The sequence below is a fragment of the Nocardiopsis sp. KDC1DS13DA1 genome (assembly GCF_055632325.1).
Genome location: NZ_JBVMUY010000031.1, coordinates 89,157 through 103,795 on the forward strand (window position 1 = coordinate 89,157; position 14,639 = coordinate 103,795).

At 67.2% G+C, this 14,639-nt stretch carries 9 protein-coding genes; 5 read left to right on the top strand and 4 right to left on the bottom strand.

Features of this window, described 5'->3' with window-relative positions:
- Positions 1–542: 542 nt before the first annotated feature.
- The 3 genes from ACTVAJ_RS20730 to ACTVAJ_RS20740 all read left to right on the top strand — a co-directional run bounded on the left by ACTVAJ_RS20730 (position 543) and on the right by ACTVAJ_RS20740 (position 3,458).
- A complete protein-coding gene (locus tag ACTVAJ_RS20730; protein ID WP_470389868.1) occupies positions 543–803 on the top strand; it encodes a hypothetical protein in 261 nt (86 codons plus the stop codon).
- 82 nt (positions 804–885) lie between these two features.
- Positions 886–1,506: a restriction endonuclease subunit S gene (locus ACTVAJ_RS20735; protein WP_470389869.1), complete on the top strand. Its 621-nt coding sequence runs from the start codon at positions 886–888 to the stop codon at positions 1,504–1,506.
- The gene (locus ACTVAJ_RS20740) at positions 1,503–3,458 is read left to right on the top strand and encodes an N-6 DNA methylase (RefSeq protein WP_470389870.1); all 1,956 of its coding nucleotides are present in this window, start codon (positions 1,503–1,505) and stop codon (positions 3,456–3,458) included. The genes ACTVAJ_RS20735 and ACTVAJ_RS20740 overlap by 4 nt, the downstream gene beginning before the upstream one ends.
- A 433-nt stretch (positions 3,459–3,891) precedes the next feature.
- Here ACTVAJ_RS20740 and ACTVAJ_RS20745 read toward each other — a convergent pair whose 3' ends face one another.
- The 4 genes from ACTVAJ_RS20745 to ACTVAJ_RS20760 form a co-directional block, all read right to left on the bottom strand.
- Positions 3,892–5,451, bottom strand: a complete 1,560-nt coding sequence (locus ACTVAJ_RS20745) for a pentapeptide repeat-containing protein (protein WP_470389871.1) — start codon at positions 5,449–5,451, stop codon at positions 3,892–3,894.
- 377 nt (positions 5,452–5,828) lie between these two features.
- Positions 5,829–6,230, bottom strand: coding sequence for a hypothetical protein (locus ACTVAJ_RS20750; RefSeq protein WP_470389872.1), 402 nt, complete (start codon positions 6,228–6,230; stop codon positions 5,829–5,831).
- Between the two features lie 483 nt (positions 6,231–6,713).
- A complete protein-coding gene (locus ACTVAJ_RS20755) occupies positions 6,714–7,283 on the bottom strand; it encodes an HNH endonuclease (protein WP_470389873.1) in 570 nt (189 codons plus the stop codon).
- Between the two features lie 187 nt (positions 7,284–7,470).
- On the bottom strand, positions 7,471–8,337 hold the full coding sequence (locus ACTVAJ_RS20760; protein ID WP_470389874.1) for an AAA family ATPase: 867 nt from the start codon (positions 8,335–8,337) through the stop codon (positions 7,471–7,473).
- A gap of 524 nt (positions 8,338–8,861) precedes the next feature.
- Here ACTVAJ_RS20760 and ACTVAJ_RS20765 point away from each other — a divergent pair.
- Together ACTVAJ_RS20765 and ACTVAJ_RS20770 are read left to right on the top strand one after the other, a co-directional pair.
- The gene (locus ACTVAJ_RS20765) at positions 8,862–10,292 is read left to right on the top strand and encodes a plasmid pRiA4b ORF-3 family protein (protein ID WP_470389875.1); all 1,431 of its coding nucleotides are present in this window, start codon (positions 8,862–8,864) and stop codon (positions 10,290–10,292) included.
- 229 nt (positions 10,293–10,521) lie between these two features.
- Complete coding sequence (locus ACTVAJ_RS20770) at positions 10,522–14,556, top strand: Eco57I restriction-modification methylase domain-containing protein (protein WP_470389876.1); 4,035 nt, start codon at positions 10,522–10,524, stop codon at positions 14,554–14,556.
- Positions 14,557–14,639: the final 83 nt, after the last annotated feature.

The following is a 14,639-nucleotide window of genomic DNA, read 5'->3' on the forward strand; positions in this document are numbered from 1 at the left end:
GGGCTCTGGCCTCACCACGCGCCGGTGGTGAGGCCAGAGCACGGGCGCGTCTATTGCTGTTCGTTGGCGGGGAGCAGATGATCGGGCGAATGACGTTCAAGCGAAGCATGCTTTGCTTATCCGGTTGCGCGGGCTGCTGGCGGGTGCGCTCGTTGGCTTCGGGAGATAGTGATGTGAGTCACTATGTGTGAGCACACGGGAAGGCTTTGTGGCGGCGCAGATGTGCGTTGGGGGCGCAGTGTGGGGTCTGATGTGCGATGATTCCCCCTTGGTTTCTCCGCGTCGTGGGTGTGGAGGGGTGTGGCGGCGTTGTGTGCGAGCGCTTGAGTATAGATTCGAAGGTGGCTTAGATTTTTTGTTGATGCTAGCCTAGGGGTGTCATCGAAGCCGAAGACGTCAGTCGGCTCCTCCGCGGTTCGGTGCCCGGTCCCCGCGCCGAACGCTGATTCCACCGAAACCACCGCACCGCCCCATGTGGTTGGCGCCCGGCAGGGCGGTGCGGCTCACCCCGTGTCCACACGGGAACCAGGAGGTAGGACTTGATGCACACCCCCGACGATCATGGTGCCCCGTCCCGCACCGACGGGGCAACCCTCCGGGCCCGCGGAGCGCGTGCGGTCCTGGTGATCGTCGTCCTTCTTCTGCTCGCCACCACCGCCGTCCGCGAGGACCCGGCCGCGTTCTGCGGGGCCGTGCTCCTGTACCTGGCGGACAACGCCCCCGAGGAGGTCAAGGGCAAGGTCCGGGATTTCCTCGCCGGTCTTCTCCGGCCGCTGAACGGCTGCCGGTCCTGCGAGGCTTGACACTGACCGGGGCGCCCTTCGGGGCGCCCCACCGCTGCGGCCGGGGCCGGCCGCGCGAACGAGGACCCAGGAAGAGGGAACCATGCGATTGACAGGGCCTGGTGAGAACGGGCGGGAAAGGCTTGGTGAGATCGCTCGGGTCAAGGCGGGGCCCTCCGGTGCCCACCTCAAGGAGTTGGGGGACCACCCGGACGGCATCCCCGTGGTCACGCCCGCCGATTTCACCGATGACCACCGTGTCGACCGACGGCACCTGCGACGTGTCCCCCGCTCCCACGAGCCGAAGCTCGCGTCGTACGTCCTGGAAGCGGGGGACCTCCTCGTCGTCAGACAGGGGTCTCTGGGAAGACTCGCTCTCATCGAACCGGGACAGGTCGGATGGGTCTACGGCTCCTCGTGCCTGCGTGTGCGGCTCAACCCTCAAACGCCCGTGATGCCCGAGTACCTGGCCGCCTACCTGTCCCAACCGCAGACCATGGAAGCGCTGAGGAAACCCGCGCTGTCGGGTACGGTTCCCTCGTTCAACGCCGCTGCGCTGCGGGACCTGGACGTCGTCGTGCCGCCGTGGGGCCTGCAAGGTGAGATCGTGGACACGCTCACGGACATGAACGCGGCGATCACGGCCAAACGGGCGGTCGTGGAACGCATGGAGGCCCTGCGTCCGTCCGTCTTCGCCGCGCTCCTGGAAGGGACCTGGGTGTGAACGACATCTGGACGGTGGACGAACAGGCCGACGAACTCCTGCGAGCCAAGGAAAGGCTCGCTGGCAGGGGCGGTCTCGACGCGGCCCGGGTGATCGCGGCGATGCTCGTGCTCGGCGGTGCTCCGGACGGCACCTCGATCCTCTTCGACGGCTGGGACGACGGACGACGGACCACCAGGTTGGACAGGGTGGTCGCCACGGCCTTCGAGCGTCCGGCGCGTGCTCTGCGATCCGAGTGGGAGCAGTGGCGCGAGGAGGAGGACGACGCTGGTCTGTTCCCCGACACCGTCCCCTTCACGGACTTTCCGGAGGCGCGTCTGGCGGAGGCTGTCCGAGCGGTTCACGGGCTGCTCCGTCAGACTGAGGTGGAAGGGGACGACACACGGATCGGTGAGGTCTTCGACCGCTTTCTGAGCCTGGTCGGTGAGCGCATGGGCAAAGCCGGAGGAGCGTTCTTCACTCCCCGATCGGTGAACGAGCTCATCATTCGCCTGGCCGACCTGCGCCTGGGCATGGTGGTGGGTGACTTCTACGCCGGCGTCGGTGGAACCCTGGTGGCGGCTCTCGCTCATGTGGGTCTGCCGTCCAGGGGGGAGACGCCCGTCAGCGGGGCCGATATCAACGGCGAGAGCGTGTTCCTGGCCCGGGTCAACCTCTACCTGCACGGAGCGGATCCATCCCTCGTCCGCCACGAGGACACACTCACCTCGTGGCGGCCCACGGATGAGCGAGGGCGTTGCTTCGATCGGGTCCTGTCCAATCCTCCCTTTGCCCTGGCCTACGATCCCGGCACGTTCCGTGAGCCCAGCGACCTGCGTGGCAGGACGTCGGCGGGACGGGCCGAACTCATGGTGGTCCAGCAGGTCCTGGCCTCGCTCCGACCCGGAGGCCGGGCCATCGTGGCGATGGCACACGGCCCCCTCTTCCGCGGCGGGCAGGAGCAGAGCATTCGCCGTGCGCTCCTGGACCGAGGGGAGATCGAGGCGGTCATCGGCATCGGCCCCAACCTCTTCCAGGGCACGGCCATCCCGTCCTGTCTCCTCGTTCTCAGGCGCCCTGAGGAAGACCGGCCGACGCCGTCGGACGTGCTGTTCGTCGACGCCGAGAGCGAGGTGGCCACCGGACGCAACCAGAACCGGTTGGAGCCCCACCACATCGAGAAGATCGTCCGGGTCTTCGACAGACGTGACACCGTGCCCGGGTTCTCACGACTGGTGCCCTGGGAGGAGATCGCCCGCAACTCCCACAGCCTCCACATCGGCGGGTACGTCGATCGTGTGGGTGAGGAGGGTCCCGTTCTCGACCTGAACGCCGCCCTGAACGGCGGGGTTCCCCCGGACGAGGTCATGCGTGTACGCGGCCCGTTCCGAGCCTTCGGCCTCGACGTGCTGCAGCTCTTCGCCCTTCGCCGTGATGGCCATGTGGTTCCCCGAGACGGAGAAGACTACGAAGCGGTCGCCGCCCGCCTCTCCGACCTGTGTGAACCGGCGATCGACCATTTCGGTGAGACACTCCGGCTCTCCTGGCCCTCGGTGGTGCGCCAGGCGTACACCATTTCCTCCCGCCGCACCCTCGGAGATTTCAGACAGACCCTGGTCGACCTCTTCTGCCGGCAGCTCGTGTCCACGGGTGTCCTGGATGAATACGATCTCGCCGGAGTGTTCGCGCAGTGCTGGGCGGAGCACGCCGAGAAGATCACCAGCCGGTTCTACGGAGAACGCGACGCCCTGGCGGACCTCCTCACGCGGGAACTGGGCGAAACCCTGCTGGACCAGGCGCGGGACCTGGTGCAGGCCCGTCAGCGGGTGCTGGTGGACACCGTGTACGACTGGAAGGAGCGCTACGGTGATCCCCTCAGGCAGCTGTGGGAGCGCAGCGCAGCGGCGGACCGTAGGTTCCGGGAAAGGCTCAGTGCACTCGGAGTGGAACTGCCCCTCGACTCTGATGCCTGAGAAGCGGACGGGAAGTTCTGGTGAGGGACCGTCCGAGGGAACACCACACGGGGTGACCGCCGCGCCGGCCCTCCTGGCACTGGAACGGGGCAGGGAGCCCACCCCTCACACTTGGTCTGGGTGTGCGCTGCCGTTCGGGGGAGAGGACGAAAGCCGAACCTCTCGGGCTGTAGCGCCCTGTGGCGGCGGGTGGAACACGCCCTTTTCCCTCGGGCTTCGGGCCAGCGTCGTCGGGAGCGGCTCGGAGACGTCGAACCGCACATAGAGCGGGTGTAAGACCAGCTTTCGAACGGGCAGTCGGTGCTTTTGCGGAGAGACAGAAGGTCTGAGAGCAGACCATCCCCGTGAAGCAGACAGTCCAGGGGCATGAATCCGTTCGCGTCATGCCCCTGGGATCCGTGGACTCCTGACCACCTCTCCAGCGCGGCGTGGCTCAGTCGGCGGGCGGCGGCGGGGCATTCACGTCCCCGGACTCCGGATCCCACTGAGGCGGCCACAGGACTCTCACCTTCCCGGCCCGCTCTGCTTTGACCAGCCCTTGAGGACGTAGGTCCTGAGCGTGCCCAGGATCTGAGAACGTGATGGCGGTGCAGTCCACAGTTCCCTTCCTGACAGTCGGCGCCCGAGGAAGGTCGAAGTGCAGCGCCGGCTCGCCGAGCGAGGCGTGTCGGAAGTCGATCGTGCCTGCGTCGAGGACGACTCCGTCGAAGTGCACCCTGCCCTGTTGCAGGTTCGTCCGCCGGAAGGACACCTCACCGGTGATCCCACCGTGGTTGACGATGAACCCCGTCCCCTCATCGGTGAACCGGGCCTCATACAGGTCTACCTTCCCCTGAAAGGTACAGTCCAGGAAGAGGACCGGGGTGCCGCTGAACCGGGCTCGCCTGAAGGTTGTCGTGCCTTTGAGCACGGAGCCGCGGACCTCGATGCTGCCCGTCTTGAGCTGGGCACCGTTGAAGCTGGTCGAGTCGAGTGTGGCGCCATCGAAGATCTCCACCCGAGCCCCGTCGAAGACGGTGTCTTGGAAAGAGCAGCCGGTCAGCGTCGCCTTGTTGAACGAGACCGTGCCATGGAGCCCTTGCGCGGCGATGCCTCCCATGAAGCGCGCTCCGGTGAAGTCCGCTTGGTACAGGTGAGCGCCGTCGAAGTACACGTTCCCGTGCCGGTTCGCACGAAAGTGCGCTTGCCGGAACGACACTCCACGGGGCCGGATGCCCGTGAAGTTACCGCCGTCGAAGGTGACCCGGCTGAAATCGTAAGACAGCTCTTGCCACCGGGGATTCGTACGCAGCCTGGATGCGATGACGTCGATGATCGTGTGGCGCACCTCCTGATACGCCGCCACGACCTGCATCTGCTTCCGGTGGGAGGTCTGCTTCTCCTCGTCTTCACCGGGCGGCATCGGCGGCTCCTGCGGGTAGGGCATGCGCAGGAAGGCGCACAGGACGTCGATCACCATCTGTCGCTCGCCGGGAGTGGGCGCCTGGTCCGCGACGTGCGCCAAGGCGTGGATCCCGGCGAGTTTGACCGCGGCTTCCTCGTGGCCGAACTGGCCGGAGGCGGAGGCGAAGCGCTCGGTGAACAGCCGACTGGTATCGCGCTGGGAGTCCTGCTCGGTGGTCTTCTGCCGTCGGTAGGCCGTCACCAGTAGGGCTACCCCACCGAGTCCGGCGATGACCGAGAATGCACGGATGACGATGGACTCCGCCGTCTTCGACGTCAGTTTGTCGGGTGGGGTGTAGGGCGGATGGTCCAGCGCGAACCAGGTAGCGGCGAGCAGAATCACCACCAGCCAGATGCTCACGATCCAGGCGATGAAGACCAGTCGGGTCAGACCCACCTTCTGCCGAGGTGTGTCGAGCGGTCGTCCAGGGGGCGGTTCGGGGTCGGGGTAGAGGAACACCAGTACGGTGGCGGCCATCAGCAACCAGAGGCTTGCGAATACCACGAGAGCAACGGTTGCGGGCAGTCCCAACGATTCCAGCCGGTCCACCGCTGGATGCTTCGTCGACATACCGACCGGGACGACAACAGCGGGCAGGAGGACCACTGCTGACCAGAAACGAAGACGGTGCCATAGAGAGACGAGCTTTTCACCGTGCGTTCCGGAAGAGGTAGAGGGGGAGGACATGGTGCCACGGTAGAACCTCCTGGACCTCCATGAGCGTCGGTGAGTCGAGGTCAGCAACGTCCTCAACGTCACGGCCACTCGTGTTCGTCGCCTGTCGGCCTGCGCGCTCTGCGCGGGCGAGCCATCTGTGAAGGAGGCTTTCCCGGTGAAACAGCGAACTCCGTTCTGGCGGTTGGCTGCGTCTTCCCGTGCATGCTCCTCGAACCCACCACGGGGGAGGTGCCAGCCGATCCCGTGGGCTACACCGCCCGCTCCGTCCGCGCGGTCAGCCCGAACTCGACATCGACACAGGAGTGCAGTTCACGCCGTCCCCGACTGCCCTCTGCCTCGTCCTTGAAGAGTGCTTCCAGTTCCTCGGCCACACCCGGCAGCGCCCGCTCGTCCCAACGGACACGCAGACGGGTCAAGATGAGTTCAGGCGCCTCGTAGGCCAGTTCGAGCGACACATCGTCGACACGGGAGACCGTGAGCACGACGTCCTCCGTGAGGCTGGAGCGCACTCCGTTCAGCGACAGCACCAGGGGTGGCCATCCAACACCGGCGATGCGCATTTCCAGGTCCTTGCCGGAACCGATGACGGACAGCTTCTTCAGAGGCAGGCCGTCAGCGGGCAGTGCCAGGGACCATACTTCAGTTGCCATCGAACCTCCACACCACGCTGGTCGGACCACAACCGACCAGGGACGAGCAATATCACTACTTGTATATGCGACGGCACTGAAAGTGGGGTCCTGATGGTTCGGAGACGACATCCGGCCTGGTACCCACACCACCGACGGCCCGGCGTCCGACGACATTCCGTCCTGCTACTACGCGCGACTGCCCGGCATGTCCGGTGAACCGGACGACGTCATCGCCAACAACATCGAAGGTCCCGGAAGCGTCGTGGTCGCCGAAGAGGACGTCGCCCTGGAACTCTCCGGCGACTGCGGATGGACCTTGCGGTAGTCGGCACCACGGCCGTCGGCTGGCGGTCCCGGCGAAGCCGTCGGGACCGCCAGCCGGGCGCGTGAACCGACCTCGGTCCGGTCAGGAGCTCGTTCCGTTCGCGTCCTGAGGTCCGCCACCAGGTCGACGGCCCGAGCGGTCGGGTCATCACCCAGACCTCCTGGCGGGCGCAGAACCTACTGGCCCGGGCCCGCCCGGACAGGGTTGCCCTGGCAGTCGCCCCGCACGGCGAAGAACTCCAGTGCCCTGAGAACCTCCGGACCGTGCGGAACGGCCCGTGCTCCCGGCAGGTGCCTCAGCCTCAGCATCGCGTGGAGGACGTCCGCGAACGGTTGGTCACGCAGTGTGGCCATGACCGTCTTCGCTTTCGCGACGTCCCCCGTGCAGGACAGGTGCGCGATGTCCCTCAGCATCGAGTTGGCCCGTACGAAGGCCAAGGCCCGACCCCGCTCCAGCTCCGCGCGGTTCAACCGCAGGACCTCGACGGTGGTGGCGCCCTTCTCGGTACGGCCCCGGTAGCGTCCTACGGACAGGCTGAGTTCCAGGTGGTCGTAGGGGTCCTCGGCCGTCGGGTCGATCAGTAGCGCCATCCTCTGCGTGTCACAGGGGAACACGAAACCCTTGGCCTGGCTGTTGCATCGTGAGCACGCCAGCAAGTGGTTGGGCCATTCGAAGGTGCGCAAGGGGGCACGGACGATCGGCTCGAAGTGGTCCACGTCGGTGCCGACGTTCTCTCTGCAGTACATGCAGCGGTCCAGTCCAGCCGCGAACCGGGCCAGCTCGGCGCGCAACTGCCCCCGCAGGTCCCGTGCGCTGTTCCAGCGCTTGCGCGCCGTGGCGGAACCGGATCCTTCCTGTGACAGCCGCCGAGTTCTGCGGTCAAGCTTCGCTTGGAGGCCAGTGAAAAGGGCCGTTCGGCGGAGCCGTATCACGTCAGTTCCGCCCCAGCCGTGTGGACACCTCGTCCACCCGTGCGGTGAGCGAGCTCGTCAGGGCGCGCCGCAGGTCGACGTACTCGTCGGTCTCCGCGGGGGATACCTCTCCCCCAAGCACCCGCGTCTCCAACTCTGAGAGCCTTTCTCGCTTCTCGTCCGCTTGGTGCGAGTAGGGGGAATCGATACCGAACAGGTCCGTCAACAGGGCGTCGTCGCCGCTACCGAAGACCACACGCTGGTAGAACTCCTCCGGCACGGCGTGCGGGGCGGTTTCCTCGTTGGCACCCGGTAGCCGGATCAGTCCTCCGGGGTCAGCGCTCTGGCAGATGTAGGGGCTGTGGGAGGAGACGATGAACTGCATCCGGGGGAAGTGGCGTTTGAGCCAGCCGCCGACGGCCTTCTGCCAGCTCACGTGGAGGTGCACGTCGATCTCGTCGATGAGGACGACCCCTGGGAGACGGACCACCGGAGTGCCGTCCGCGTTGTAGCCCAGTGCCGGGTCTCCTTCGGCGGAGAAGACCTGGCGGACCAGATCGAGGACGAGGGCGGTTCGGAAACCGTCGGGCAGCAGGCCGTCGTTGAGCATGTCCTTGACCAAACCCAGGCGTTCTCCCGCTTGTTCTCTGCCTTCAAGTTGGCGTAGGTGCAGGTCTTTGAGCCATTCGACCGCCTCGGACAGGGAGACGTCCTCGTTGAAGAGACTGGCGAGACGGGAGACGGGCCCAGGGCTCATGGTCAGGCGCTGGGCGGGTGAGGCACCGCCTTCGAGCCGGCGGAAAGGGCCGTAACCGGCGACGAACCAGCCGCTGCTGTCCTCCGCCCAGGGGCCGCGACCGGGGAGCTTGGTGTCACGACCGTTCGTCACGTACTCCGGCCCCTGACACGGGAACCGCCGCGTGTGGACTCGCCCTGGCGCCAGCGGATCACGCCGGTGAAGGAGCGTTCCGGAGTGCGCCCCGGGCCGGTGTAGGTGTTCCACCCGCTGGGGTGACCGTGGCGGCTACTTCCGCGAAGTCCTCTCCCCGGGTGACCCGGTGTTCGAGGTCCGGAACAAGATTTCGAGCGTAGGAGGGTCCGACCAGGCTTAGAGCGATGGCGCGCAGCAGTGTGGTCTTCCCCGACCCGTTACGGTCGGCCAGGACGGTCCAGCTACCATGACCATCGGTGGGAACCGGAAACTCCAGTTCCCCGGCGGCGGTGGGTCCGCTGAACCCACGGACGCCGTCGACGCTGATGCGCTCGATGCGCAAGTCGGACTCCGCTGTCGGTCTGCCAGGACGTAACCCAATCCTGGAGGAGCCGCCGCGGCCGCCTCCAGATCTGTAACGACGACCGGGCGGCTCGGGTGAGAGGTGCACGAGTGCCGGGAGTGATCGCTACGGTCAGAGTATGTTCCTCGGATCCTCCACACCGAACCTGTTTCCCCGACGGGACGAGCCCGCCCTGTTCACGGTCCGGGCCGAGCTCGCGCACACCTCTCCTCCGCTGTGGCGGCGTCTGGAACTGGCGTCCGACCTGTACCTGGACGAGGTGCACGACATCCTCCAGGCCGTGTTCGGTTGGGATGACGACCACCTGCACAAGTTCGGCAAGGGTGGCAAACGCTTCTACGACCGCGCCACCGCGCACTTCCTGACCCCCTACGACCTGGAGGAAGGGGAATCCGGGATCTCGGAGGAGCAGGTGCGGCTGGACGAGGTCCTCGAACGCAAGGGGGACCGGCTCCTCTACCTGTACGACTTCGGGGACTGCTGGGAGCACGTACTCACCCTCCGGGAGACCGGTCCGCTGACCGCTACCACCCCTCGGGCCAGGTGCACGGACGGACGCCGCCCCTCACCGGTCGAGGACTGCGGAGGGGTACCCGGATACGAGTTCTGGGACGCCGTCAACCGCCCGGATCACCCCCACCACGAGGAGGCGCTGACCGACTTCCGCGCCCACCGCGACGCGGACGAGGACCCGTCCTCCTGGGCGCCGGTCCCCTTCGACCGGGCAGCCGCCAACGAGGCCCTGGGACGACTGTTCTCCGAACCCGGTCCCGCCGGGGAACAACGGAGGACCTCCGGGCCGGGAGGGGGAGCACGACTTTCCGGCCCCGTGGCGGATCTCCTCGTCGATGCCTCCTACGTTGGTGAGGAGGACCTGCTGACGGCCATGGTGGACCGGGCCGGACCCGACACCCCCTCGGAGGTCGACGAGACCACGGCCCGTCGCATGGTGGCCCCCTACGCCTGGCTGCTCGACCACGCCGGGACCGAAGGGATACCGCTGACCCAGGCCGGGTACCTCAGGCCCGCCAGTGTCGAGGCGGCCGCGGACGTGCTCGGTCTGAGGGGAACCTGGGTGGGAAAGCTCAACCGCGAGGACCAGACCATGCCCGTGCGCGTCCTGCGGGAGACCGCGCAACGTATGAGACTGCTTCGCCGTTACCGGGGGCGTCTGGTGGTGACCCCGACGGGACGGAAGGCAGCCACCGATCCGGTCGCTCTGTGGGCCCATCTGGCTGAGCGGATGCCCGCGGATGAGGCCAGGTTCGGGCGCTCCCATGCCGGACTGCTGTTGCTGCTCGTGGTGGCCGGGGGAAGCGACGATGTGCTCGCTGGCGTGGGCCTGGCCCTCACCGCGCTCGGGTGGAGGGACAGTGACTCCGATGACGGGTCGCTCTCACGTGGCGCGGTGCTCGACATGGTCCGCGACTCCCATGACGTGCTCTCCTTCCTGGGCGCCCTGGAAGGGAGGGGACGCGATGCCCGTCCGACCGCCAAGGGGAAGCTGTTCGCCCGGGCCGCGCTGTGGAACTGGCCCCGAGACGCCTGAGGTATGGCGCGGCCGCGCGCGCCGTCGGCGTCGCTGACCACCGCCGCCGGTTCTTCCCGGAGGGTTTTTGAGGCGTAAGAGGGAGACGGGAGAACAGTTTCTGTTGGGAATATCCGTTACCGGATAAACCTGCCATGTGGCCTTGTGTTATGGCATTTCTCGGCTGACGCTGTTCATGCGCGTGCATGTTCGCCTGCTCTTCCCGCAGCCCCCGCCGGAGGAACTGTCGATGTCAGCCACCGGTCACGCCCTGCCCCCGTCCGCCGTCCGCACCGTCGGTTCCCTCCTTCCCGGCGACATGCTTCTGCGTGTGAGCGAAGGGCGGGGACTGTCCGGATGCCATCCCGCCGACTACGGGGCCGTGGGCGCCCGGTCGGTGAGCGACGAGGCCGAACGCCATTGGAACTACCTCCTGAACGCGTGGAGTGACCTGCGCGAGCGGCTTCCGGTCACCCGGGAGGGTGAGCCGTCACCTGACCCTGTGGGGGTTGCTGTCGCTCACTGGCTGGGCCCACTGTTCGACGAACTCGGCTACGGTCGTCTGCCCGCTCTGCGGATCCGCGGGATCACCGCGGACGATGAACCAGGGCGGACCATCCCCATCACCCACCGGTGGCAGCACACCCCGATCCACATCACGGCGTGGGACAGCGACCTCGACCGGAGCCGTCGATCGGGTGGGGCCTTCGGCCAGGCCCTGGTACAGGAAGCACTCAACCGCACCTCGGATCACCTGTGGGGGATCGCGACCAACGGACGACGGATTCGCCTGCTGCGCGATTCCAGCTCCCTGGCCGGGCCCTCCTACGTCGAGTTCGATGTGCAGACGATCTTCGACGGCGAGCTCTTCAACGAGTTCGTCCTCCTGTTCCGCGTCCTGCACGCCACCAGCTTCGAGGTGGGCGAGGGCGAGCCCGCGTCGGCCTGCCGACTGGAGCGCTGGCGAACGGAGGCCCTCCACTCCGAGGTGCAGGCCCTGGACGCGCTGCGTGACAACGTGGAGCGCGCTCTCACCGCCCTGGGGACGGGGTTTCTGCGTCATCCGGCCAACACCGATCTGCGGGCGGGTGCGGACGCGCCTGCGCTGCACGGAGCGCTGCTCCGGTTCGTCTTTCGCCTCCTGTTCCTTGTCGTGACCGAGGACCGGGGGCTGCTGCACCACCCCGACGCCGACCAGCGCGCACGGCAGCGCTACGCCGACTACTTCTCGACCGACCGGCTCCGCCGTCTGGCGAGCCGCGGCGGCGGGGGTCCGCACGGCGACCTGTACGAAGCGCTCAGGATCGTTCTCGACGCGCTGGGTGAGGCGAACGGTCGGACCGAACTCGGGCTGATCGGCCTGGGCGGCCTGTTCACCCAGACCGAGGAGGACCGTCCGCTGGCGGGGGCGAAGCTGTCCAACGCAGCACTGTTGACGGCCGTTCGCCACCTGGCCAGGGTGTGGGATCCGGCAGCAGGGCGATGGCGGGCCGTCGACTACCGCAGCTTGGGATCCCGCGAACTCGGCAGCGTGTACGAGTCCCTCCTGGAGACCGTGCCCCAGTGCGACGAGGCGGATCGTTCGTTCCGCCTGGTGCCCCGGGCGGGCAACGAGCGCAAGCGGACCGGCGCCTACTACACGCCGTCCTCACTGGTCGAACGCCTCCTGGACGCGACCCTGGAGCCCGTCCTGGACGACGCGGTCAAGCAGGCCGAGACGGGCCCCGAGGCCGGGGGAGGAAGCGACCCGGCCGAGGCCGTCATCAGGAAGCTCCTTTCGGTCACCGTGTGCGACCCCGCCTGCGGATCCGGGCACTTCCTCGTGGCCGCGGCCCACCGCATCGCCCGGAGGGTCGCGGCCCTGCGGGAGGGAACCCCCGAACCCACAGAGAAGGCGCTCCGGGAGGCCACGCACGAGGCCGTGGCGCGATGCGTCTACGGTGTGGACCTCAACCCCATGGCGGTGAATCTCGCCAAGGTGTCACTGTGGCTGGAGGGAATGGCCCCCGGCAAGCCCCTCGACCTGCTGGATCCGCACATCAAGCAGGGCAACGCTCTCATTGGTGCCAGCCCTGGGTGGTTGCGTGCCGAGGAGGGGATACCCGACAGCGCCTTCGTGCCCGTGGAGGGCGACGACAAGGGCGTGGCTTCGGCCCTGGCCCGGCGGAACGCGTGGGAACGCGCCGGACAGGGTGAGCTGCTCCCCGCCCGGTCCGCGGCCCTGGTGGCCAACACCGAGTTCGCGCTGGAAGTGCACGAGATCTACCAGATCCGTGTCGGAGAGCTCCGCGACGTGCGCGAACAGGAGAACGTCTACCGCGAGTGGCGTGCCTCTGGTCGGTATCGACAGGCCGTGCACCTGGCCGACGCCTGGTGCGCCGCGTTCATGTGGGAGAAGGTCGCCGAGGCTCCGCCCCCGGTCACGCAGGAGATCTTTCAGGACCTGAGGGCGTCGGGCGGCCACTCGGTTCCGGCCGCGACCCACGAGGAGATCGTTCGGCTGCGCGAACGTTACGGGTTCTTCCACTGGCACCTGGAGTTCCCCGATGTGTTCCGGGTGCCCAGCGACGGCCAAGGCGTGGACCCCGACACGGGCTGGGACGGCGGATTCGACTGCGTCCTGACCAACCCACCCTGGGACAAGTTGGACTTCGAGGACAAGAAGTACTTCAGTGTGGTGGAACCCTCCATCGCCCGGATCTCCGGCGTGGCACGGCGCGAGCGCATCACGCAGTGGGCGCGCGACCATCCGCGAGAGGGCGGGCAGTACCGGCAGGCGCGTCGGTATGTGAAGTCAAGTTTCCTGTTCGCCAGCAGGTCGGGCGCCTATCCCCTGTGCGCGAAGGGGTTGGCGGTCAAGGGGGTCAACTCCTTCCAGGTGGACCAGATCTTCGTGGAGCGGTGCACGGCGATCACCCATCGGCAGGGGCGTATCGGCGTGATCGCCCCCAGCGCCATCGCGACGGGGGCGGGCTCCCAGAAGCTCATCCGCAGCCTGGTCAGGCACGGGTCTGTCGCCTCGCTCTACGACTTCGAGAACACCAGGAAGATCTTCCGGGGCGTGGACGGTCGTCAGAAATTCTGTCTGCTCTCCCTGGCTGGCGAAGAGAAACCAGAGCCGACGGCTGAACTCGCGTTCTACCTCCAGGACACGGCCGAGCTCGATGACCGCCGCAGGGTGTTCCAGCTGTCCCCCGGCGAGGTTCGGCTGCTCAACCCCAACACGCAAACCCTGCCTGTCTTCCGGTCCCGCCGAGACGCGGACCTCACCCTGTCGATCTACCACCGCATGCCGGTGTTGTGGAACGAGTCGGAGCGCGGAGGGAACCGCTGGAATGTCATGTTCAAGAACCTGTTCAACATGACCGACGACTCCGGTCTCTTTCGTACCCGGGTGGAACTGGAGGACGAGGGGTGGAGCCTGGACGGGAACGTCTTCGTCCGTGACGGCCAGCGAATGCTCCCCCTGCTCGAAGGCAAGATGGTCCACCACTTCGACCACCGGTGGAACACCTTCACAGGCGCGGGGCCCGGGTGCATCCGCCAGCTCACCAACGCCGAGAAGCAGTCACAGACCGAGGTCGCCATGCCTCGCTACTGGGTGCCCGAACACGACACGAGAGGAGACAGGGTCGGGCGGCACGGATACCCGGACGTGCGCGAAGGCGTCGCGACGCGGCTGAGGGCTTTGGGCTGGGAACGGGGATGGCTTTACGGGTGGCGCGATGTCTGCCGTGCGACCGACGAGCGGACCGCGATTCCCGCTCTGATTCCGCGCACAGCGGTCGGGCACACCTTTCCGCTGATGCTGTCACTACAGGAGCCGCGCCTCATCGCGGCGCTCTACGCGGTACAGAGCTCTCTCGTGTTCGACTTCACCAGCCGTCAGAAAGCGACCGGTGCGCACATGGCGCTCATGACGTGGAGACAGCTTCCGGTTCCCGCCCCCGCGGACCTGGAGCCGCACACGGGGTTCCTTGTGCCCCGTGTGCTCGAACTGGTCTACAGCACCCACGACATGGCGCCGTTCGCGCGCGACCTCGGTTACGACGGGCCGCCATTCCCGTGGGACGAGGCGCGTAGGGCCGACCTGCGCGCCGAACTGGACGCCTACTGCCTCCACCTCTACGGGCTTGAACGCGCCGATGCGGAGTACGTCCTGGAGACCTTCCAGACCGCCAGGGGTGGCCTGAGGAACAACGAGATCGCCAGGTTCGGTACCTACCGCACGAAGGAGTTGGTCCTGGAGTCCTTCGACCGCCTGACAGGGGTCAGGATCGCTTGATCAGGGGGTTCCCCCGCGAGCCGTGCCCGCCTGGGACTCCTGTGAGGTATGGGTTGATGATCCGGCCGAACGCCGCGAGGCCA